Below are 21,022 nucleotides of genomic sequence, written 5' to 3' on the forward strand. Positions count from 1 at the left end.
AAATGGCCCCTGCTGCCTGAAAGGGCGGCAAGGTAGACAAGGCTGTTCCCTGATGAAAGCCTTAAATCGGCGTCGTGGTGATGGGGAGGATTGTGCGTTTCGGCCCGGCGAGGTCGCGCTCAGAGCCGGCCATCCCTGCGGCGGTTGCCGTGCTTGGCGTGCCATTTCGGCCCCGGGCCGCGCATGTAGTGCAGCTCGGGGCGGTAGGGATTGCCCGCGGGCTTCACCAGCGTCTGCCATCGCGTGGCGATCGCGGAGACGTGGTGGCGAAGCAGCGTGAGCGAAGCGATCAGCATGGCAATGTCCTCAGTGCGGCTTGCCGAGCACGGAGCTGAACGGCACGTCGAAGATCTCCTCGCCGTCGTCGTCGCTGACGTGCAGGATCCAGTCGCGCCAGTCTTCGTCGCCGGGCACCATGATCATCGAGTGCATGATTTGCGCGGCACGGTCGCGGGCCTCGGTCAGGTTCGACACGGCGGTGCCGTGCCGGTCGATCAACATGCCGTCAGTATTCGAACAATGAAAATAAACTTGGACCATAGCCGTCTCCTCCAGGGAGCGAATCGGACGCAATCAACCCATAACACTCTGACGTTGTCGGAAATATTCGGGTTCAACCCGGTAAGGGAATTTACGGATGTTCCGATTCACGGGACGGTGAGCGCGTTACTGATTCTTAACCTTCGGCTGGACGGCGCGGCGGAGGCATGGAACTCTCGATTTTGCCGGGGGCGAGGGGAGGGGGAAACTTGCAATTCACCAGAGAAACCTGGGGCCGGCCGGGGACGTTCGCATGCATTCTGGTGGCCGCGGGGCTTGGCCTTGCGCCGCCGGCGTCGTCCGACCCGATCCGGAGAAGCGGCTATGCGATCGGCACGGATACCTGCGGCAGCGGCGATCTCGCCTTCCCGAGGCTCAAGATCGACCTCCGCCAAGGGTTTTGCGCAGGTCTCGTCGCCAGCGAAGAGGATCATCTCAAATTCCCGCGATCGATCATCCAGATTCCCGGCCACGAGCTGTTCGTGGTGACCGACATGGGCGGCTGGGGCCACACCGATGGCCGGCTGCTGCTGCTAGATCCCCGTGCAGCCGAGGGCAAGCGGATCAAGGAGCTGCTCACGGGGATCGAATATCCCTTTGGTCTGGTGATAGGTCCCGACAAAAAACTCTATGCGTCCACCGACGAGACGATTTTCCGCGTCGATCCGCTTGCCGACAATCCGCACAGCACGGTCGAGACCATCCTTCATCATCTGCCGGGCCGCCGGCTCACCTTGCCTGACGGCACCAAGGTCGAGGAGAGCGCGCATCCGCTCAAGCAGTTCGCGTTCGACCGCACCGGGCGGCTGTTCGTCAATGTCGGCTCGCATAGCGATGACTGCATCACCCAGCCGCCGATCACGCGGCCATGCGCGCCGGCGGAAGGCGCCTCGGCGCTCGCCGCGATCTGGATGTTCACGCCGCCTTCAGGCGGCGTCTTCCCTGGATTGAAGCCCAGCGATCCCAATCCGCCGCACGAGGTCTATGCGCGCGGCTTGCGCAACTCGATGGCGCTGGCGCTGCATCCGCAATTTCCTGATCCCGGCTACGCCTTCCTGCAGGGCGAGAACGGTCGCGACCTGCCCGACATCTTCAAGCCGAACGAGGAGATCAACGCGATCGAACAGGGCAAGCACTACGGCTGGCCCTATTGCTACGACCTCTCGACGGCGAGTCCGGAATTCAGGCTGGTGCTTCAATCGGGGCCTTACAAGAACCTCTGCGCCGGCAATGCCCTCTACAAGCAGCCGTTTTCGCTGCTGCCCCCGCACGGCGCGCCGCTCGGCATGCTCTACTATCACGGCGCAAAATTTCCGGAGCTGGAGGGCAGGCTGCTGATCGCCCTCCACGGCTATCGCCCGACCGGCAGCCGCCTCCTGGTCTACGATGTCGACGATCACGGCTTCCCCAAAATCAGTCCGCCGCCGGTCCGCTACCATGTAAGCTGCGCCGCCGAGCCGACGCGCAGCTTCCAGACCGACGCGGGCGAGGTCGCCGCGGCGCCTTTCGAGGAACTGGTCTCCGGCTGGCACCGCGTCAACGGCGCGCGGCCGCAGGGCGCGCCCGTCGGCATCACCGTTGCGGAGGATGGCGCGATCTGGCTGGTGGAGGACAAGAACCAGACCGTGATCCGGATCGATCGCACTGATGGCACTGGTCCGGAGCCGCTCCCCTGCGACATGCGAAGCCCTGCGCAGATCGACCAGCTCGCCGCCTTCGTTGCCAAGGACGCACAGAACAGGGACCGGCTCTCGGCACTGCGCAAGGGGCTCGTGGAGAAGCACTGTATCGGCTGCCATTCTGATTTCGGATTGAAGCAGGGCCAGTCCGACGCCGAGAAGGACCAGACCGTGCTGCGCTTCATGCTGACACAGGACGGCTGGATCTATCCCGGCGATCCCGGGTCCGGAAAGCTGCGCACGCGCCTGCGCGGGATCGGCGCCGAGAAGCTGATGCCGCCGGGCGGCGAAGCGCTGGCGAAGACCGAGCCCGGCTACGCACGCCTGCTCGACTATACGGACTCGCTGGTTGCAAACATGGTTCCGGGAACACGCATGCGCATCAAGCCCGGCCCGCCCACGCGCAAATTCGTCGCGCACAGCGGCAAGGAATGCGGCGAAATCCCGGCCGCCAAGGTCGTCGTCGTGACACAATGGACCGCTGTAGACAAAGCAGGCTTCAGCCGGTTCTACCGGCCGGCCGATCCCTATCTCAACGGCGAATGCACCGACGACGATGGCTACTACATCCAGCAGAACGATCTGGTGCCTTTGCAGTAGCATTCTCATGATGCTGGCGACGCAGCCCTCCGGCGCGCAGACCAAGCTGTTTGAAAGCGCGCAGGTGACGCCGGCTGGCGAGTACACCTTCGGCATCGAAGGGCCGGCCGTCGATCTCGACGGCAACCTGTTCGTGGTCAATCTCGGCAAGCCCGGCACGATCGGCAGATTGCCGGCGGGAGGCGCGGCCTCCGAGACTTTTGCGGAGCTCCCGCAAGGCAGCGTCGGCAACTCCATCCGCTTCGATCGCGACGGCACCATGTTCGTCGCCGACTACAAGGGCCACAACATCTTCGCGCTTCCCAAGGGCAATGCGGAGCCGCGACTCTGGTTTCACTCCGACGAGATGAAGCAGCCCAATGACATGACGATGGCGCGCGACGGCACCATCTATGCGAGCGATCCGAACTGGAAGGGGCGCGAGGGCCACGTCTGGCGCATCGCCAAGGCCGCTGACGGATCGGTGCAGGGCCAGATCATGACGGCGCCGCGCGCGATGGGCACCACCAACGGCATCGATCTCAGCCCGGACGGCAAGACCCTTTATGTCGGCGAATCCAACAGCGGCGAGGTCTGGTCTTATACGATACGCGGCACAGAGCTCACTGACGCCAAGCTGATCAAGACGTTCCAGCCCGACACCATCGACGGTCTGCGCACCGACGTCAGCGGCAGGCTCTATGTCGCGCGCATTCTCAAGGGCACGATCGCGGTCATGAAGCCCAATGGCGCGGTCCAGCGTGAGGTTGCCCTGAAAGGCAAGGAGCCGACCAACCTCGCGTTCGGCGGCGACGACGGCAAGACCGTCTTCGTCACGCAGCGCCAGGGCGGCTTCATCGAGGCCTTCCGCACCGATCAGCAGGGCCGCGAGCATTGCGTGCAACGCGGCCGTTGCTGAGCCGTGCATCGGGTGCGATCCGCGCGCCACGCAGGGCACGCGCGCAAGATGCGGCGCTGTTCTTGCTTGCATCGTAGCGCCGCCGGGATCAAGACGTCATCCGATCCCAAGGCAATGGAGCCGCCCACGTGAAAGCCCTTTATACCGAACTGCATCGCAGCCACGATCCGCAATTCTTCCTGGTGCGCGGGGTCGTCAAGCGCACGACCGAGCAGCCCGAGCGCGCGGACCGGCTGCTCAAGGGTTTGAAGGACGGTAAGCATCAACTGGTCGAGCCGACCACATTCGGGCAGGGACCGCGGGCTCGGATTCACAGTCCGGAATATCTTGCTTTTCTCTCTGAGGCCTGGGACGCCTGGAGCGCGCTCGGCGATTCCGGACCGGAGATGATCGGCAACATCCATCCCGTGCGCCATGCCGCGACCTATCCGACGCATATCGTCGGCAAGCTCGGCTGGCACACCGCCGATACCGCGGCGGGGCCTGGCACCTGGGCGGCGGCCTGCGCGGCGACGGATGTTGCGACCACCGCGGCGCAGCTCGTGATGGACGGCGAGGATGCTGCCTACGCGCTCTGCCGTCCGCCCGGCCATCACGCCTATCGCGACATGGCCGGCGGCTTCTGCTTCCTCAACAACAGCGCCGTCGCGGCCGCGCATCTGCGGCTCAGGCATGAGCGCGTCGTGATCCTCGACGTCGACGTGCATCACGGCAACGGCACGCAAGGCATCTTCTATGCGCGGCCCGACGTGTACACCATCTCGATCCATGCCGATCCGGTCGCGTACTATCCGTTCGTGTGGGGCTATGCGCATGAGCGCGGCGAGGGCGAGGGGCTCGGCACCAATCTCAACATCCCGCTGCCGATCGGTACGGGCGATGACGGCTACATGCAGGCACTCGCGCGCGCCAAGACCGCGATCGACGCATTCGCGCCCGGCGCGCTCGTCGTGGCGCTTGGTCTGGACGCCTCCGAGCACGATCCGCTGAAGGGCCTCAGCGTCACCACGCCCGGCTTCCGCCGCATCGGCCAGGCGATCGCGCGCATGGGACTGCCGACCGTGTTCGTGCAGGAGGGCGGCTACCTCTCCGATATCCTCGGCGCGAACCTGACGTCGGTGCTGGCGGGCTTTCAAGAGGTGCGGTGATCCGGCGTCGCCTCTCCCGCGCGTGGGGAGAGGCCGGATTTTGCGAGAGCTGAGTCCGAGTGAGTGACGCCGTGCCTTTTCGATCCAGTTGAGCTATTATTCAAAAAACTGTGAAACGCGTCCGGTCCGAGATGGAGTTTTGGCTCTCAAACTTTGTGGTTGAGGGCATATTCTCCTGGATGGAGTGTGCAGTCGAACGGAAGCAGCATGCTGGAGCCGGGCGCGGCGACGGAAACGGATTTGAAAGGCTGGCTTGAGGGCGCGGGGCTCGGCCAATACACCGAACTTTTTACACAGCATCGCCTCGGCCTCGACGTCATGCCCGACCTGACCGAGGCCGATCTCGCAGAACTCGGCCTGCCGCTCGGTGATCGCAAGCGGCTGCGCCGGGCGATGGCGACGCTGCTTTCGCCCGAACCGGCCCAGCCGCCACCCGCCCCGCAGACTACGGCGCGCGCGGAGGTCGGCGCCGAGCGGCGGCAGCTCACCACCATGTTCTGCGACATGGTGGATTCGACCCCGCTCTCGACCCAGTTCGACCCCGAAGACGTGCGCGACATGATCGCGAGCTTTCGCGAGACCTGCGTCCGCGTGGTCAAGCATTATGAGGGTTTTGCTGCCCGCTTCGTCGGCGACGGCATCCTGGTCTATTTCGGCTATCCGACCGCGCATGAGGACGACGCCGAGCGCGCGGTGCGCGCCGGGCTCGAGATCGTGCGGGTGCTGTCGACGGCACGCGCGGTCGAGCCGCGCGGCGCGCCGAGCCATGCACCGGCGGTCCGCATCGGCATCGCCACCGGTCTCGTCGTGGTCGGCGATCTCGTCGGCCAGGGCACCGAGGAGCGCGATTCCGCGGTCGGCGAAACCGTCAATCTCGCCGCGCGGCTCCAGGGACTGGCGCCGCCGAACGGCGTGGTCATCTCCGCCTCCACCCAGTCGCTGCTGAAGGGCAAGTTCGACTACCGCAATCTCGGCCTCCAGGCGCTCAAGGGTCTTTCCGGGAAGGTCCAGGCCTGGCACGTGGTGCGGCCCTCGCGCGTAGAGACTCGCTTCGCCGCGGCCATGGGCACGCGGCTGACGCCGCGCGTCAATCGCGAGGAGGAGGTCTCGCTGCTGACGGGGCGCTGGCAGCAGGCGAGGCGGGGCGACGGACAGGTCGTGGTGCTGTTCGGCGAGCCCGGGATCGGCAAGTCCCGCATCGTCCAGGAGATATTCGCGGCCATCGCGGGTGAGCGGCACGGGCAGATCTCGTTGCAGTGCTCTCCGTACTACACCTCGACCGCGTTCTATCCGTTCAGCGCGCAGCTCAAATTCGCGCTCGGGCTCGATCGCGAGGATGCGAGCGCGATGTCGCTCTCCAATCTCGAGGCCGCCGTGGCGGCTACGGGAAACGACGTCGCGCAGGTGACCCCGCTGTTCGCTGCGCTGCTGTCGATCCCGACGGGCGACCGCTACCCGCCGCTCGACCTGTCGCCGCAGCAGCAGAAGGACGCGACGGTGTCGGCCATCGTCAACCATCTGCTCGGGCTTGCGCGCGAGCAGCCGCTGGTGATTGCCTTCGAGGACCTGCACTGGATCGATCCGACCTCGCGCGAGGTCATCGATCTCCTGGTCGACAAGGTGCAGGGCCAGCCGATCCTCGTCGTCATCACCGCGCGGTCGGAGTTTCAGCCGAGCTGGAATGCGCATTCGCACATCACGACGCTGGTCTTGAACCGGTTGAGCCGGCAATTGCGCACGACTCTGGTCGAGCGCGTTGCCGGGCGGGAGCTGCCCAAGGAGGTCGTCGAGGAGATCATCGTCAAGACCGACGGCGTGCCGCTGTTCCTGGAGGAATTGACCAAGACGGTCCTCGAATCCAACCTCTTGACCGAACGGCACGGCCGCTACGTGCTGTCCGGCGAGTGGCGGCAGCTCGCGATCCCGGCGACGCTGACGGACTCGCTGATGGCGCGCCTCGACCGCATGGGCCCGTTCAAGAAGATCGCGCAGATCGGCGCCACCATCGGCCGCGAGTTCTCCTACGAGACGCTTCACGCCGTCGCCAACACGCCCGCCGACCAGATCGAGGCGGCACTCGATCATCTGGAGGAGGCCGGCCTGATCGTGCGCGGCGGCCATCCGCCGGATGCGCTCTACGCGTTCAAGCACGTGATGATCCAGAACGCGGCACATGCCAGCCTGTTGCACAGCGAGCGGCGCAAGCTGCATTCGCGGATCGCCCAGGTGCTCGCCGAGATGTATCCGGAGAAGACGGCGCGCGAGCCCGAGCTTCTAGCCCATCATCTGACCGAATCCGGCCAGAGCGAAGGCGCCGCGAGCTTCTGGCTCAAGGCCGGCAAGCAGGCCGCGAAGACCGGGGGCAATCTGGAGGCGATCGGGCACTTGCGTCGGGGCTTGAGCGTCGTCCAGGCCAATGCCCGCATGCAGGGCGCGGGCGAAATGGAGCTCGAGCTGCGAATTGCGCTGGGCAACGCGTTGATCGCAGCCAAGGGCTATGCGGTGCATGAGGTCGAGGAAAACTATATCCGCGCCCTCGAACTCGGCCGGGAGCTCGATGACGAGGAGAAGACGTTCGCGGCGACGCGCGGGCTCTGGGTCTGCCATTTCATCCGCGCGGATCTGACGCGCGCGCACGATCTCAGCGTCGAACTGTTGAAGTTTGCCAAGCGCGTGCGGCAGAGCGAGCGGGCGCGGCCTGCGCAGCAGACCGGCTATCTCATGGAGGCCCACCGCGCCATCGCGATGACCATGCTCTATCGCGGGCGTTTTGCGGCTGCCCAGCATCATCTGCACCGTTGCATCATTCTCTATAGCGCGGATCTGCACGCCGACCTGATGGTGCGGCACGGCACCGATCCCGGCGTCGTGTCGCTGTCCTATCTCGGCTATCTCCTGTGGTTCCTCGGCCGCTCCGATGCGGCACGCCAGCATAGCGAACAGGCGATCGCGAACGCCGAGAAGATCCGCCATCCCTTCACGCTTGCCTTCGCGCTGGTGTTCGGCGCCTATCTCTGCCAGCACCTGCGCGACGTCGAAGGCACCCGCGATCACGCCAACCGCGCGATGATCCTCGCCACCGAGCACAATTTCCTGCACTGGAAGCAGCAGGCTGCGATCCTGCGCGGCTGGGCGCTGACGCAGCTTGGCGACGTCGACGATGGATTGAGCCAGATGCGCGTCGGTCTCGACGAGTATGAGGCGATGGACTCCTGGCTCGCCGGCTGCTGGTTCAGATGCCTGTTGGCCGAGGCCTATGCGAAGGCCGGCTTCCGCGAGGCAGCCTTGCGCGCGCTCGATGGCGCACTCGCGACCGCACGGCGCACCGGCGATCACTCCTACCTCGCCGAAGTCTATCGGTTGCAGGGCGAGATCACGCTCGCCGAGGGCGGGCCGAGTTCGGCCCATGACGCCGAAGATCTCTATGAGCTCTCGCTCGACGTCGCCCGCAAGCAGGGTGCACAGTCCTGGGAGCTCAGGACAGCGATCAGCCTTGCGCGGCTCTGGGAGGACGCGGGCAAGGCCGGGCAGGCCGAACGGCTGCTCGGCCCCATCATCGGCAAGTTCAGCGAAGGCTTCCTGACGCCGGACCTAACGCAGGCGGCGCAACTGCTGAAGCAGCTCGGCAGGCAGCAGGTCGACGTGGAGCGGTAAGCGTCGCCCTTGGCTCGGAACGCGCCTCCGCGCTCGCGCTGCTAGCGCGCGTACTCATAAATCTTCGTCGATGTCCGGTTCGCCCCGACACCGACCGCCTTTGTACAACCGCAGCAAGCGTCGCGATGGGCCAGATGCGGACTCTTGATCTTTGGTCTTGCACCTATTGTCGGCCTCAAGTCGTGCATTGATCCTTCAACCTATCTGTGCCAAGCTGAATTATCATGATGATCCGCGCATCCGATATCGCTTCGGTCTTCTTCCTGAGCCGTTAACGGCGCCTGCTTCGAGCGGGCGGAAGACGAGAGCGTGCTGGGCAGCCGCCTAGCCGTCCCATCTTACATTACTGGACCAATGGGCCGCACCAACGTTGCATCGCGCAGCGATAGGTGACCAGCCTAGAGCGATATGAGGATGATCTTCATGCCTGCTGATGAGATGCGCGCGCTCAGCGACGATCAGATACAGCGATTCGTTCGCGACGGATTCGTTCGCATCGACCGAGCCTTTCCGCGCGAACTTGCCGATGAAGCCCGCGCCATCCTGTGGCGCGATACCGGCTGCGATCCTCACGATCCGGGGACATGGACAAAGCCGGTGATCCGGCTTTCCGGCTACAAGGACCCGCCGTTCCTGAAGGCCGAACGCACACCGGTGCTGCACGCCGCGTTCGACCAAATCGCCGGCAAGGGTCGCTGGCGCCTGGGGTCGCTGGGCTTCGGGGGCACGTTTGTGGTGCGCTTCCCGCATCCGGATGCGCCCGGCGACGACGGCTGGCACATTGATACAAGCTTTTCCCCCGATGGCGGCGATCCGAACGAGCGGCGCGCGAACGTGAGGTCGCGCGGCCGCACCCTGTTGATGCTGTTCCTGTTCTCCGACGTCGGCCCGCACGACGCCCCGACGCGCATACGGGTGGGATCGCACATCGACATGGCGCGCCACCTTGCGACGGCCGGCGAGGCGGGGATGTCACATGAAGATATGATGCTGGACCAGATGGGTGCCGACCGGCCCGAAGCGCTGGCGACCGGCGAGGCCGGCGATGTCTACCTGTGCCATCCCTTCCTCGTCCACGCCGGGCAACGGCATCAGGGGACGACACCGCGGTTCATGGCGCAGCCGCCGCTGCATCCGCATCCGCAGGACCCTGTCCGGCTCGACCGCGAGAACGGTGATTACTCGCCGGTCGAGATTGCGATCCGGCAGGCTCTTCAGGGAGAGGGGCTTAACGACCCAGGTCCGACCGGACCCGAAACGTCGGCCGGCGGCCAAATGAATCGCTGAGAGGCTGACTTTCCCACTGGTGCGAACTTCTTCAATTTCGCACCAGTACCGGAGCGAAGGGCGAGGTCCGCCTCGGGTCATCCTCGACGCTTCTGCCCGGGCCGGCAAGGCTGCCCATTTCTCCAGCACCTCGATAGCGGCCACGGGCGAGCGCGCAGCAAGGCGAACTTGGTCGGCTGCCCGATCGCTGCCTTCCTCAGCCGTTCATGTAGGCCTTGTAAGACAGGAAAGCCCCGATCACGAGAAACACGACGGCCTCTCCCACAATAAGCCCCGTGCTGAGGCTGAGGGTCGCAGCCATTCCAGCGAGCCAGATCGGAAACAGCATGCGAACCAGGCCGCCGATCAGCAGAAGCCAGCCGAAGATCGTGACAAGAACCGCCCAGTCTGCGGCCCAGTGATTGTGCACGCGCACGACAGCGAGCCCGGCCACGAAGGAAACGACCCCTGAGACCAGCACGACCGCCGGATCGCGCGAGACTGCCTCGACCAGTGCCGACATCGAGCCCAGATTGATGAGCAACGCGGCCGCAAGCGCGATCAGGGACGGGCCGATTAGACCAGCGATCGCTTTTGAGTTTGCCATGGGTAGTCTCCCGGCGCGGCGCCGTTGTGCACCGGTCCTGACAAAAAAACACACAGCGCGAAGCAATCCGCTCCGCCCCAGCATGATAGCCCAAAAAGCTCGGCGCCGAGGAGGCGACATACCAGTGTGGGCGGCAGCCTGTGCAGGATTTCGATCCGACCAATGTCGTCCGTATCTCCACCGCGCCCGCAACCGGGTCGAGCGGTTCTTCAACAGGATCAAACAATGTCGGAGTGTGGCGACACGCTATGACAGGCTCGCCGTAAATTACCTCGCGTTCGTACAGCTTGCTTCAATCCGGCTGTAGCTGTGTCTTAATGACTCCGCGTCCTAGCGCTTCCACGGCATTGCTCAGGGCCTGCCGAGGGACGGCTAGAGCCGGCGCTCGCCCGTATCTCACAATATGCGCGATACGCGGCCGGGCTTTGGGCCCGAGATTCAGATTGCCTGCGATTGGCGTTCCGCCTAATAGTCTTGTACAGTTGACCAAGAACAGAGATCCGCCGGCCGCTCTTCGCGCCGGCAAGGGCCGGCCGATGCGCGGAGAGCGCGTATCGCGCCAACGGAGGATGGATCGAAAGCATGTCCGCAAACGGCTTTGGACTCGCCGGTATCATCGGAATGCCGGTCGCGCATTCGCGCTCGCCGGCGATTCACAATTATTGGCTGAATGCCCACGGCATCCCCGGCGTCTATGTGCCGCTCGCGGTTCAGCCCGAGCGGCTGAAGGACGCGCTGCCGGGTCTCGTCGCGCTCGGCTTCCGCGGCTGCAACGTCACCATGCCGCACAAGCAGACGGCGATGGCGCTGCTCGCCCGCGTCAACGACACCGCGCGCCGCATCGGTGCCGTCAACACCATCGTCGTCGAAGAGGACGGCACCCTCTCAGGCTTCAACAATGATGGCAACGGTTTTGTGCAGAGCCTGCGCGATGCGCGTGAGGACTGGCGTGCCGAGGAGGGACCGATTCTGCTGCTCGGCGCCGGTGGCGCCTCACGTGCGGTGGTCGTGGCGTTGCTCGAAAACGGCGCGCGCGAGATCCTGATCGCCAACCGCACGGCGGACAAGGCGGAAGCCTTGGCGAAAGAGTTCGGCGCAAATGTCCGCACCGTCGCCTGGGCGGACCGCAGCGCTGCGGTCGCCGACAAGGCGCTGGTCGTCAACTGCACCGATCGCGGCATGGTCGGCAAGGATGCACTCGAGATCGACCTGTCGCGGCTGAAGCCGTCGACCCTGGTTGCCGATCTCATCTACACGCCGCTCGAGACGCGGTTCCTGGCTGAGGCCCGCACGCGCGGCTGCAAGACCGTGAACGGGCTCGGCCTGCTGCTCAATCAGGCACGGATCGCCTTCAAGGCCTGGTTCGGCGTCATGCCCGACGTGACGCCCGATCTCATCAAGGCCATCGAAGCGACCTTCTAGAAGTTTTTCCGCCATGACCATCCCGGCGTGTCCCAAGATCGATTGCCACATCCACGCCATTGATCCCGCGCGGTTTCCGTACGTGTCCACAACGCCCTATCGGCCGAGCGGGCAGGAGATCGCGCCGGCCGCGCAGCTTCTCAGCGTGTTCGACGTCTTCGACGTCAGGCACGCGCTCGTCGTCGCCACCAACACCGGCTATGGCAGCGACAGCCGCATCCTGCTCGACACGCTCGCGCAAGGGAAGGGCCGCTTCAGGGGCGTCGCGGTCGTCGAGAACGACGTCGATGTGAGGGAGCTCGAGCGCCTGAAGGCGGCCGGCGTGATCGGCGTTGCCTTCAACGTCCCGTTCCACGGCGCCGAATACTATCGCAACACCGCGCCGCTGCTGGCGAAGCTGACCGATCTTGGCCTGTTCCTCCAGATCCAGGTCGAGCAGGATCAACTGCTCGCTTTGCTGCCGCTGATCGAAAAATCGAACGTCAAGCTGGTGATTGATCATTGCGGGCGGCCGCCGGTCGAGCAGGGCCTGAACGGCAAGGCCTTCCAGGCGTTGCTGGCGATCGGCCGCACGCGCGATGCGCACATCAAGCTGTCGGGCTACTACAAATTCTCGCAGCAGCCGCATCCTTACGAAGACGCCTGGCCGTTCATCGCAGCGCTGGTCGACGCCTTCACGCTCGATCGCTGCGTCTGGGGCTCGGACTATCCGTTCCTGCGTGCCCCGGAGCGGCTGGATTACGGGCCGCTGCTCGCGGTGCTGAGCCGGCTGTTTCCCGATCCGGCCGATCAGCACAGCCTGTTGTGGCGAACGCCGACAAGGCTGCTCGGCTTCGACCCAGATCAATCAGCATAACGAGAAATAGAGGGAGGACGTCATGAAGGCCTTGGGAAAATGGGGTGGCATCGTCGCTGCTGCGTCGCTGTGGGCGGGCCTCGCGCAGGCGCAGACGACGGTCTACATCCCAGATGTCGTCGAGCTGTCCGGCCCCGGCGCGGTCTCCGGCACCAACTGGCGCGACGGCGTTGCGCTTGCGATCGACGAGATCAACGCCTCCGGCGGCATTCTGGGCCGCAAGATCGAAACCGAGCATCTCGACACCCAGAGCAATCCCGGCGTCTCTCGCGCCCAGGTGCAGAAGGTTTTGGACAAGGACCCGTATGTGGTGCTCGGCCCGATCTACTCCGGCTCGGTCAAGGTCAACATGGCGCTGACCCAGGCGGCCGAGATTCCGCAGATCGTCGGCGCCGAAGCCGCCGACATCACCACGCAGGGCAATCCGTTCGTCCTCCGCACCGCCTTCGGCCAGCAGTTCTCCATGCCGAAGATCGCCAACTATCTGCACGACAAGCTCAAGGTGAAGACGGTCGCGCTGGTCTGGGTCAACAATGATTTCGGCAAGGGCGGCCACGACAATTTTCTGAAGGAGATGAAGGCGCGCAACATCGACATCGCGGCCGATATCTCGACCGAGCAGGGCCAAGTCGATTTCGGCTCCGACGTCATCAAGCTGAAGAGCGCCAAGGCCGATGCCGTGTTCGTCTACACCAACGAGGAGGAGAGCGCGCGCTTTCTGATCGAGGCAAGGCGGCAGGGCCTGTCGACGCCGCTGTTCGGCGAGACCACGCTGCTCAGCCAGAAGGTCGTCGAGCTCGCCGGCCCCGCCGCCAACGGCGTGCGCGGCCATGTCGGCCTTTCCGCCGATGCGCCGGTGCCTGCGATCCAGGACTTCGCCAGGAAATTCAGCGCGCGCTACAAATACTGGCCCGACCACAACGGCATCAAGGGCTATACGGCGGTCTATCTCGTCAAGTACGTTACCGAAAAGATTGGCAAATTCGACAGCAAGGCTTTCGGTGCGGCCATGAAAGGCCTGACGCTGACGCCGGACAAGGCGCCTGGCATGCTGATGGAAGCGAGCTGGGACCAGAATGGCGACATCGACCGCGCGAGCTTCCTCGCCGAGATCGTCGACGGCAAGCAGAAGATCGTTGAGACGCTGCCGAAGTTGAAGGGCGGGAGGGAGTGAAGGGGCTGACGCGTATTGCGTCCTTGCCGTTACTCCCCTGAGTGCGCGGTCTTGGTCACCCGAACTGCGCGGCTCACCAGATGATCCAGCGAAATCGGCCCAGGTCCGTACGCCATGATTGCGAGGGCCATCGCAGCCCAGGTGATGTGCACCGGCCATCCGTCCGGCACCGTGAGCTCGACGATCACGGTCATGAACAGGAGGCCGAGCGCTGCGAACCGGGTGCCGAGGCCGAGCAAGAGCAGGATCGGAAGCAGGATCTCGCCAGATCCAGACAGGAAGGCCATCACCGTCGGCGCCGGGAAATGATAGGGCCCGCCCGGCAGGTGCAGCATGAACTCATCGCTGAACAGCGTCACGGCCGTGTCGTTGAGCCTCAGAAAGCCGCCCCATTTGAGGGTGCCCGAGCGCCAGAACGGCACCGCCAGCGCGACGCGCAAGACGAGCTGGACGAGAGAGGGCGATGCGATCGCCTGCACCAGATGATCGGCCTTGCGGGCGAGACGTCCGAGAGAAGGCAGAGTGTTCCCCGCTGCAATATCTTGGTTCGTGATCATCGTCCGTCTCCGAAAGTCGCTGGCGCGATAGAGGTGAATGCACCGGCCTCGATCAGACCGGCGATATTCGCGGCAATATCGAATGTGGGCGCCTGCTTGAGCGCCATAGCTGCGGCTTCGCCGAGCGGACATCCAGCCATCAGGCACGAGATGAAGATCGCGCCACCCGGCGGGAGCTGCCGCACCACGACCTCGACATCCGGTCGCGTGATCAATGCGTCCTCGGGCGTTGACGCATCGATGCGGCCGACGGGCTCCGCACTGCGGTTGGCGGCAAAGATCGTGACGGCTGAATAGGGCGAGCGCACCAGCCGCGTTGCCGGATGCGCGGCAAAGACGAGGCTGGCAAGCCGTTCCGGCGCGATCCTCGCCAGAGCGTGCGGCGCAAGCGGCACCGCATCGGCGGCATGATAGGCATCGAGCCAGGCGCGTTCGACGCGCGCGACATCGGCGAGCCAGGGCAAAGACTGCGCGTATTCGTAGCGTTTGATGAACGCCGGAAAGTCGCGGCCATATTCGAACAGCAGCGGCGATCGTGGCGGGCTGCTGCGGATGTAGAAGCGCGCCATGGCACGGAAGAAGTCGTTGCCCGTGATACGCAGCACGGCCGCATAGATCGCCGCGAGCGCCTCGATCAGGCTGACCGTGACGTTGTTGCGGTAGACGCCGAAGCGTTTCTCGGTCGCCTTGCCGTTCGGTCCGATGACGACGGTCGGCACAGCGCGCGTCGGATCGAGCAGCGCAGGAGCGATGGCGGCTGCGTAAGATGTGGAGGGCTCAGGCGGCATGACGATCATCCGAAACTGCGGCGGCGTGGGCACGATCCAGGATCGCCTGCGCCCGCGCGGCTTCGGCTTTGAGGACCGGCCAGTCGGGAATGCTGCTGTCCCACTCGATCAGTGTCGGAACCGGACCGCGGCGCTGGATGACGATTTCGAACAGCTTCCACACGGCATCCGCGACCGGGCCGTCATGGCTGTCGATCAGCAGCGGATCACCCTCGTCGTCACTCTGCTCCGCGTGCCCGGCAAGGTGGATCTCGCCGACCCGCGACAATGGGAAGTCGGCCAGATATTCGAGCGCCGCGAAGCCGTGATTGGTGGCGGTGACGAACACGTTATTGATGTCGAGCAGCAGGCCGCACCCTGTGCGGTCCGCCACGCTGCGAATGAAATCCGTCTCGCTCATCGTTGAGGTGGCAAAGGCGACATAGGTCGACGGATTTTCCAGGAGGATGGGCCGCCGGATCGTCTCCTGCACCTCGTCGATGTGATCGCAGACGTGCTGAAACGTCGCCGCGGTGTAGGGCAGGGGCAAAAGATCGTTGAAAAAGCCGGTCTCATGCGTCGACCAGGCGAGATGCTCCGACACCAGCGCCGGCTGGTAGCGCGCGACGAGGCCGCGAAAGCGCGCAAGGTGTGTCCGGTCGAGCGCTCGCGGGCCACCGATCGACATGCACACGCCATGCAGCGACAACGGATGATCGCGGCGCATGGCCTCGAGCGCGCGATGAGGAGCGCCGCCGGCGCCCATGTAGTTCTCGGCATGGACTTCGAAGAAGCCGCGCTGCGGCCCTTCGGCAAGGATCGCGGCGAGATGCTCGTGCTTGAAGCTGGTGCCGGCGAGCCCGCCGATCGGCGGCGAAAAGCGGAGAGGCATGGTCGCAGGCGCATCTAGCCTGATCGCAATGGTCATGATGCTCCTCCGCTCTCTGTTGTCATGATGAGCTGGCTGCCTCAGATCGGCTTGAGCGAGCCGTGCTTGCCGTTCGGCAGCTCGATATTGGCGCAGGTGCCGCCCTGGACGAATTTCCAGGCATTGCCTTGGAAGTCGGCCGTCGACGTGCCCTGACAGGTCGTGCCCGGTCCCGCGGCGCAATCGTTCTGGCCTTTCAGTGCAACGCCAAAACACTTCTCCTTCTTGGCGGCGACGGCAGCATCGGCCTCCGCCTTGGTGAGTGGTGCGGCCGCGGCGAGCGTCGCGAGCGCAGTCGAGACCGCGCCGGCGAGCATGAGCGAGCTGACTAGGGTCTTGGCAGACATGAAATTCTCCTCTCGAGGGTTGCTCCGCTTGGCAAGCGAAGGTGCATGACTTCATTCGTCGCGGCGGCCTCCGTTGTTACGGGCAACGCCGCTCACGAGTCCGTGAAACCGTTTCGATATCGCGCACGACGTCGTACGCTTGGGACGCGATTAGCGAGGAAGCGGCGGGGCAAATCCAATGCCTTGTTCCTATCGCCACATTAGCCGGCGGGCATTGGCCGGGTGCCGAGACATTTGCGAGACGTAACGGACGGCGCAGGCCCTGCGTATGTCGATATCAGCCGGCGCAATGCGCCGCGCATGGCTCGAGGGCAGAACCAAGGATGATCGCGAATCCTGGACGATATCGTCGACCGACGTCCCTGTCGGCCCTCAACCGGCTCACCGTCAGCATTCGTCTCGCGGTGTCGGCGCTGGTGCTGACCGCAATCCTTCTCACCGCCGCGCTCTCGAGCCTGTTGTGGTGGCGCACGGCGGAAGCGACCAGCCGGCAGCTCGCCAGCACCATCAACGAACAGATCGTGGCCGCCGTTCGCAAGGAAGTGTCGGCGATCGTGGATGAGGCGCGCGCCGCCCATACCGCCATTCGCACACTGTTCCTGCAAAACGTGCTCGACACCCGCGAGGCGGACAAGCGCGAATTCGTGTTCCTGTCCCAATTGCAGTCGCAGGCGACGATCTCCTGGGCGGCGTTCGGCTGGCCCGACGGCTCGTTCTTCGCCGCCCACAAGCTCGGCGACCGCCATCTGGAGATGATGGAGATTTCGCTGACCGATCATCCCGGCCAGCGGCGGGTCGACGAGTATGAGGTGGTGCCGGGCGACATCGAGTTCACGCATCGCCGCTTCGAGCCGACCGATTTTCGCGTCGCCGAGCGCGACTGGTTCAAGACCGGCATGGCCGCGGAGCAGCCGCAATGGTTCAAGGTGACCGACTACCCGATCGGCGAGCGGCCGTCGATCGCCTTTGCCGGGCCGATCGACGTCTACCAGGAACGCCAGGGCGTTCTGGCCATCGTCATCGAATACACCCGGCTTGCGAGGTTCCTGGCGCAGCTCGAGGTCGGCCGCACGGGCACTGCCTTCATCTTCGACGGCAGCGGCGAACTGGTCGCCGCGCCCGACAAGGACGCCGACGAACTGCATCCCGTGCATGGCGAGCAGCCGCTGCTGCCGTTGGCGCGGACGGCGCTGGCGAAAGCCAGCGAGGAAGGCGGGAAGGATGCATGGCGAAGCCGACTCGCCGCCGGCGGCGCGGCCTATGAAGTCGCGCTCACGCCGCTGCCGTTTCCAGGCTGGCGACTTGCGACCGTGATTCCCGAGGCGGAGTTTCTGGGTCCCGTCGAGACGACGTTGCGACGCCTCATCGTCGGTCTCGCGGTGGGAGCGGTGCTGGCGGCGCTCGCGTCGGCCGTGCTGGCGCGGTCGGTGATCGCAGCGCCCCTATCCCGCGTCGTGGGCGAGCTCCGCCACGTCGAAAGCTTTGCGTTGGAGCAGGTTCGGCGGCATCCCTCGCGGCTGAAGGAGATTGCGAGCCTGTCGGGCGCAATCGCCGAGATGGCCGCGGGCTTGTCCGCCTTCCGCAAGTTCATTCCGGCCGATCTCGTCCGCTCGCTCCTGCGCCAGGGTGTCGAAGCAAAACCCGGCGGCTCCATTCAGGAGCTGACCGTGATGTTCATCGACGTTGCCGGCTTCACACGACTCTCTGAACGCATGGGCGACCGCGTCGTGCCGCTGCTGTCAAGCTATCTCGATCTTGCCTCCGAGATCATCGTCGCTCACGGCGGGACCATCGACAAGTTTATCGGCGATGCCGTGATGGCGTTCTGGGGCGCGCCCCAGCCGCAGGTGGATCACGCGCTGCTGTGCTGCCGGGCCGCGCTCGCCTGCCGCCGCGCGATCGAGTCCTCCGGTCTCATCGACGATCTCGGCCATCCCCTCCAGATCCGCATCGGAATCAATTCCGGCCTCATGCTGGTCGGCAATATCGGCTCCGAACTGCGCCTCAACTACACCGTCATCGGCGATGCCGTGAACGTCGCAAGCCGCCTGGAGAGTGCCAACAAGCATTACCTGACGCAGATCCTGATCGGCGAGACGACGGCGCGCCTCGCGCGAGGAGACGTCGTGACCCGCGAGATCGACAGCATCGCCGTCTATGGGCGCGAGGAAGGGCTCGCGGTGCATGAACTGGTAGGGCTGACGGGAGAGGCCGACGCGGAGCGTCAGGCGGCGAGCTGGATTGCGCGCTACGAGCAGGGGCTCTCCAAATACCGCGCGCGCGATTTCGCCGGCGCTGCCGCCGATTTCGAAGCGGTGCTCGGGGAACGGCTGCGCGATCGTCCCGCGGAACTGATGCTGGAGCGTTGCCAGCAGTTGCTGCGGTCGGGTCCGGATCAGGCGTGGCGCCCAGTCGCCACGCTGAACTCGAAATAGCCCTCGGTGTCCCCGGGATACAGCGGGGCTTTACCTTGATTTGGAATGTGAGTTCCCCGCCGTAGGCGGCCCCGCTAAGTTGACCCGCGATGCCCCCTGACAACCCGGCCTGAGCGCGTTCATGCATTCTGTTGCACTGCTGACAGCCAGCTACGCCAAGGATATCGAGCGCTTCTCGCTGCTCGCCGAGAGCATCGACACGTGGTTAACGGGATACACCAGGCACTACGTCGTCGTTAACGACGAGGACGTTCCGCTATTCGCGCAGTTCGCCTCCGACAAGCGCGTCATCGTGCCGGTGTCGCGTTATCTGCCGCGATGGTTGTTTGCCGCGCCGTCGTTCCTCCAGCGGGGCAACCGGAAGGTCTGGCTCTCGCTGTTGTCCTCTCCGGTGCATGGCTGGCACATCCAGCAGATCGTCAAGATCGCGGGCGTGCTTGGCGCGTCCGAGCAGCGCGTCTGCATCCTGGATTCCGACAATCTGTTCTTCCGCGAGTTCGACGTGGGCCAATATGCAGGCTCCGCGAAGGCACCGCTGTTCGTTACGCGCGGTGCGATCGGCGCCGAGACGCCGTTGCACTGCCTTTGGCTCCGCACCGTCGATCAACTGCTCGGCATGCCCGATACGCCCTTCCCGGCGGACGACTATGTAGGCAATGCGCTGGTCTGGGATAAGGATTCCGTGCAGGCGATGACCGACGCGATCAAGTCGGCGACGGGAACGAACTGGATTCTGGCGCTGTGCCGCCGCAAGAAATTCTCCGAATACCTGCTCTACGGCCATTTCGTCGCCAGTTCGCCAAAGCATCTGGCGGCGCATGAGATCACCGAAGACAGCATCGCGGTGTCGCATTGGGATGACAGCCGGCTCGATCGCGCGGCGATCGAAGCGATGATGCGCGCCGCTTCGCCCCGGCAGGTCGCGCTGTGCATCCAGTCCTACTCGTCGACCTCGATCGAGGACATCCGCGACGTCTTCCGCCTGCGCTCACGCGCGCCGAGCCTTGCGCCCGGCGATCACGTCGGTGATGGCGCAGGGATCGAAGCGTCGAAAATGGCGCGATAGCCGGTCGCCGCTCAGGCGGGCTTCAGGAATTTGCTGATCACGTCCATCAGCGGCTTCGGCTGAAAGTTGCCGTCGAGCGGCAGCGGCCGGTTCGGCTGCTTGTCGGGTCGCTTGAACGTCCCGTTGATCCAGCTGTAGCGATCCGAGATGCCCCAGCTCAGGATCGAATTGAGCGGGCCGCTCGCGGTGATCGCCGTCAAGAGGTCGTCCACGCGCTTCGCCACGATGGCGTCGCGCTGCGCCGGATCGCCGGACAGTTTCTGGTCGTCGACGTCGAGCTCGGTGACGAGGACCTCGAGCCCCCACGAGCGTAGCTCGGCGACGAAGGCGGCGAGCCCGTCCTTGTCGATCTCGAGCTCGGCATGCAGATGCGACTGCAATCCGACCGCATGCAGCGGAACGCCCTGATCGAGCAGGTCCTGGATCAGGTTGCGGTAGGCCGCGCGCTTGGCGATGAAGCTGTCCTTGGCGGACTCGATGTCGTACTCGTTGATCGCGAGCTTCACGAACGGATCGGCGGCCGCGGCGGTGCGGAAGGCGAGGGGTATCCAACGCTCGCCCAGCATGCTCGACCAGTAGCAGTCGCGCCGATCGGTGATCTTGCGCGGATTGTCGGGGATCGGCTCGTTGACGACGTCCCACGAGGTCAACTTGTCCTTGTAGTAGGCGACGACGGTCGAGATGTGATCGACGAAGGCCCGCTCGGCCGCCTTCGTCTCCTTGATCTGCTTCGTCCAGTCCGGGATGTCGTGGTACCAGGCGAGCGCGTGGCCGCGCATGGTCAGGTCATTTTGCCGCGCGAAATCCAGGATCGCATCGGCGCGCTCGAACGCGAAGGTGTGCGGATCCGGCCGCAGCATCGGCCATTTCAGTTCGAGGACCGGAACGACCTGCGTGCAATACGTGCTGATGGCCTCGCCGAGCCGCGGGTCGGCCTGCAAATCCCACAACGTGGCCGCGGCGCCATAGCCGGGGCGGCGGCTGAGCTGCTTTGAGGTCTGGGCACCCGCCGAGGAGCTAGCTGCAAGCGCGGCCGTCGCGCCCAGGAGAAATTCGCGTCTGTCGAGGCTCGCCATGT

The 21,022-nt window shown here is 64.9% G+C and carries 18 protein-coding genes and 1 pseudogene; 11 read left to right on the forward strand and 8 right to left on the reverse strand.

All coding sequences use genetic code 11. The annotated features are described in order from the left end of the window. Positions 1–119: 119 nt before the first annotated feature. On the reverse strand, positions 120–296 hold the full coding sequence (locus YUU_RS60455) for a hypothetical protein (RefSeq protein WP_198031872.1): 177 nt from the start codon (positions 294–296) through the stop codon (positions 120–122). A gap of 10 nt (positions 297–306) precedes the next feature. After that, positions 307–540 (reverse strand): hypothetical protein, encoded by a 234-nt coding sequence (locus YUU_RS0133230; RefSeq protein ID WP_027526222.1) that lies wholly within the window; start codon positions 538–540, stop codon positions 307–309. A gap of 260 nt (positions 541–800) precedes the next feature. Between YUU_RS0133230 and YUU_RS0133235 the strand changes: the two genes are divergently transcribed. The 5 genes from YUU_RS0133235 to YUU_RS52565 all read left to right on the forward strand — a co-directional run bounded on the left by YUU_RS0133235 (position 801) and on the right by YUU_RS52565 (position 9,806). Further along, the gene (locus tag YUU_RS0133235; protein WP_027526223.1) at positions 801–2,819 is read left to right on the forward strand and encodes a sorbosone dehydrogenase family protein; all 2,019 of its coding nucleotides are present in this window, start codon (positions 801–803) and stop codon (positions 2,817–2,819) included. 7 nt (positions 2,820–2,826) lie between these two features. Further along, positions 2,827–3,717 (forward strand): SMP-30/gluconolactonase/LRE family protein, encoded by an 891-nt coding sequence (locus YUU_RS0133240; RefSeq protein WP_245288170.1) that lies wholly within the window; start codon positions 2,827–2,829, stop codon positions 3,715–3,717. A gap of 128 nt (positions 3,718–3,845) precedes the next feature. After that, on the forward strand, positions 3,846–4,865 hold the full coding sequence (locus YUU_RS0133245; RefSeq protein ID WP_027526225.1) for a histone deacetylase family protein: 1,020 nt from the start codon (positions 3,846–3,848) through the stop codon (positions 4,863–4,865). Positions 4,866–5,072: 207 nt separating this feature from the next. Continuing rightward, the gene (locus YUU_RS0133250) at positions 5,073–8,519 is read left to right on the forward strand and encodes an AAA family ATPase (RefSeq protein WP_027526226.1); all 3,447 of its coding nucleotides are present in this window, start codon (positions 5,073–5,075) and stop codon (positions 8,517–8,519) included. A 414-nt stretch (positions 8,520–8,933) separates the two neighbouring features. Next, positions 8,934–9,806 carry a phytanoyl-CoA dioxygenase family protein gene (locus tag YUU_RS52565; RefSeq protein WP_371260532.1) on the forward strand — a complete coding sequence of 291 codons (873 nt, stop codon included), beginning with the start codon at positions 8,934–8,936 and terminating at the stop codon, positions 9,804–9,806. Positions 9,807–10,002: 196 nt separating this feature from the next. On the opposite strand, the gene YUU_RS0133260 is transcribed toward YUU_RS52565, so the two are convergent. Further along, positions 10,003–10,392 carry a hypothetical protein gene (locus YUU_RS0133260; RefSeq protein WP_027526227.1) on the reverse strand — a complete coding sequence of 130 codons (390 nt, stop codon included), beginning with the start codon at positions 10,390–10,392 and terminating at the stop codon, positions 10,003–10,005. Between the two features lie 169 nt (positions 10,393–10,561). Between YUU_RS0133260 and YUU_RS56995 the strand changes: the two are divergent. The 4 genes and pseudogenes from YUU_RS56995 to YUU_RS0133275 form a co-directional block, all read left to right on the forward strand. Then, positions 10,562–10,699: pseudogene (locus YUU_RS56995) on the forward strand (IS5/IS1182 family transposase); the annotation flags it as partial. A gap of 275 nt (positions 10,700–10,974) precedes the next feature. Further along, positions 10,975–11,814, forward strand: coding sequence for a shikimate dehydrogenase (locus tag YUU_RS0133265; RefSeq protein WP_027526228.1), 840 nt, complete (start codon positions 10,975–10,977; stop codon positions 11,812–11,814). Positions 11,815–11,827: 13 nt separating this feature from the next. Next, on the forward strand, positions 11,828–12,670 hold the full coding sequence (locus YUU_RS0133270) for an amidohydrolase (RefSeq protein ID WP_027526229.1): 843 nt from the start codon (positions 11,828–11,830) through the stop codon (positions 12,668–12,670). A 22-nt stretch (positions 12,671–12,692) separates the two neighbouring features. Further along, complete coding sequence (locus YUU_RS0133275) at positions 12,693–13,844, forward strand: ABC transporter substrate-binding protein (RefSeq protein ID WP_027526230.1); 1,152 nt, start codon at positions 12,693–12,695, stop codon at positions 13,842–13,844. 29 nt (positions 13,845–13,873) lie between these two features. On the opposite strand, the gene YUU_RS0133280 is transcribed toward YUU_RS0133275, so the two are convergent. Genes YUU_RS0133280 through YUU_RS0133295 form a run of 4 tightly spaced genes read right to left on the reverse strand, consistent with a single transcriptional unit; the run spans position 13,874 to position 16,443 of the window. Then, positions 13,874–14,401 (reverse strand): DoxX family protein, encoded by a 528-nt coding sequence (locus tag YUU_RS0133280; protein ID WP_035664068.1) that lies wholly within the window; start codon positions 14,399–14,401, stop codon positions 13,874–13,876. Next, positions 14,398–15,189, reverse strand: a complete 792-nt coding sequence (locus tag YUU_RS0133285) for a DNA-binding domain-containing protein (protein ID WP_027526232.1) — start codon at positions 15,187–15,189, stop codon at positions 14,398–14,400. Before YUU_RS0133285 ends, YUU_RS0133280 begins: the two co-directional genes overlap by 4 nt. Further along, positions 15,179–16,096, reverse strand: coding sequence for a DUF692 domain-containing protein (locus YUU_RS0133290; protein ID WP_035664071.1), 918 nt, complete (start codon positions 16,094–16,096; stop codon positions 15,179–15,181). The genes YUU_RS0133285 and YUU_RS0133290 overlap by 11 nt, the downstream gene beginning before the upstream one ends. 41 nt (positions 16,097–16,137) lie before the next feature. Further along, a complete protein-coding gene (locus YUU_RS0133295; RefSeq protein ID WP_027526234.1) occupies positions 16,138–16,443 on the reverse strand; it encodes a DUF2282 domain-containing protein in 306 nt (101 codons plus the stop codon). A gap of 323 nt (positions 16,444–16,766) precedes the next feature. Between YUU_RS0133295 and YUU_RS0133300 the strand changes: the two genes are divergently transcribed. Further along, positions 16,767–18,878: an adenylate/guanylate cyclase domain-containing protein gene (locus YUU_RS0133300; RefSeq protein WP_027526235.1), complete on the forward strand. Its 2,112-nt coding sequence runs from the start codon at positions 16,767–16,769 to the stop codon at positions 18,876–18,878. Positions 18,879–18,999: 121 nt separating this feature from the next. Further along, positions 19,000–19,944, forward strand: a complete 945-nt coding sequence (locus YUU_RS0133305; protein ID WP_027526236.1) for a DUF6492 family protein — start codon at positions 19,000–19,002, stop codon at positions 19,942–19,944. A gap of 11 nt (positions 19,945–19,955) precedes the next feature. Here the strand turns inward: YUU_RS0133305 and YUU_RS0133310 are convergent, their stop codons facing one another. Next, positions 19,956–21,020, reverse strand: a complete 1,065-nt coding sequence (locus tag YUU_RS0133310; protein ID WP_027526237.1) for an endo-1,4-beta-xylanase — start codon at positions 21,018–21,020, stop codon at positions 19,956–19,958. Positions 21,021–21,022 lie beyond the last annotated feature (2 nt).

The sequence above is a fragment of the Bradyrhizobium sp. Ec3.3 genome (genome assembly GCF_000472925.1).
Lineage (GTDB): Bacteria > Pseudomonadota > Alphaproteobacteria > Rhizobiales > Xanthobacteraceae > Bradyrhizobium.

What these genes read in the sequence shown, in the direction of transcription:
- YUU_RS60455 (WP_198031872.1), bottom strand. Translation starts at nt 296, where the DNA reads ATGCTGATCGCTTCGCTCACGCTGCTTCGCCACCACGTCTCCGCGATC.
- YUU_RS0133230 (WP_027526222.1), bottom strand. Translation starts at nt 540, where the DNA reads ATGGTCCAAGTTTATTTTCATTGTTCGAATACTGACGGCATGTTGATC.
- YUU_RS0133240 (WP_245288170.1), top strand. Translation starts at nt 2,827, where the DNA reads ATGATGCTGGCGACGCAGCCCTCCGGCGCGCAGACCAAGCTGTTTGAA.
- YUU_RS0133250 (WP_027526226.1), top strand. Translation starts at nt 5,073, where the DNA reads ATGCTGGAGCCGGGCGCGGCGACGGAAACGGATTTGAAAGGCTGGCTT.
- YUU_RS52565 (WP_371260532.1), top strand. Translation starts at nt 8,934, where the DNA reads ATGATCTTCATGCCTGCTGATGAGATGCGCGCGCTCAGCGACGATCAG.
- YUU_RS0133260 (WP_027526227.1), bottom strand. Translation starts at nt 10,392, where the DNA reads ATGGCAAACTCAAAAGCGATCGCTGGTCTAATCGGCCCGTCCCTGATC.
- YUU_RS0133265 (WP_027526228.1), top strand. Translation starts at nt 10,975, where the DNA reads ATGTCCGCAAACGGCTTTGGACTCGCCGGTATCATCGGAATGCCGGTC.
- YUU_RS0133270 (WP_027526229.1), top strand. Translation starts at nt 11,828, where the DNA reads ATGACCATCCCGGCGTGTCCCAAGATCGATTGCCACATCCACGCCATT.
- YUU_RS0133275 (WP_027526230.1), top strand. Translation starts at nt 12,693, where the DNA reads ATGAAGGCCTTGGGAAAATGGGGTGGCATCGTCGCTGCTGCGTCGCTG.
- YUU_RS0133280 (WP_035664068.1), bottom strand. Translation starts at nt 14,401, where the DNA reads ATGATCACGAACCAAGATATTGCAGCGGGGAACACTCTGCCTTCTCTC.
- YUU_RS0133285 (WP_027526232.1), bottom strand. Translation starts at nt 15,189, where the DNA reads ATGCCGCCTGAGCCCTCCACATCTTACGCAGCCGCCATCGCTCCTGCG.
- YUU_RS0133290 (WP_035664071.1), bottom strand. Translation starts at nt 16,096, where the DNA reads ATGACCATTGCGATCAGGCTAGATGCGCCTGCGACCATGCCTCTCCGC.
- YUU_RS0133295 (WP_027526234.1), bottom strand. Translation starts at nt 16,443, where the DNA reads ATGTCTGCCAAGACCCTAGTCAGCTCGCTCATGCTCGCCGGCGCGGTC.
- YUU_RS0133300 (WP_027526235.1), top strand. Translation starts at nt 16,767, where the DNA reads ATGATCGCGAATCCTGGACGATATCGTCGACCGACGTCCCTGTCGGCC.
- YUU_RS0133305 (WP_027526236.1), top strand. Translation starts at nt 19,000, where the DNA reads ATGCATTCTGTTGCACTGCTGACAGCCAGCTACGCCAAGGATATCGAG.
- YUU_RS0133310 (WP_027526237.1), bottom strand. Translation starts at nt 21,020, where the DNA reads ATGGCGAGCCTCGACAGACGCGAATTTCTCCTGGGCGCGACGGCCGCG.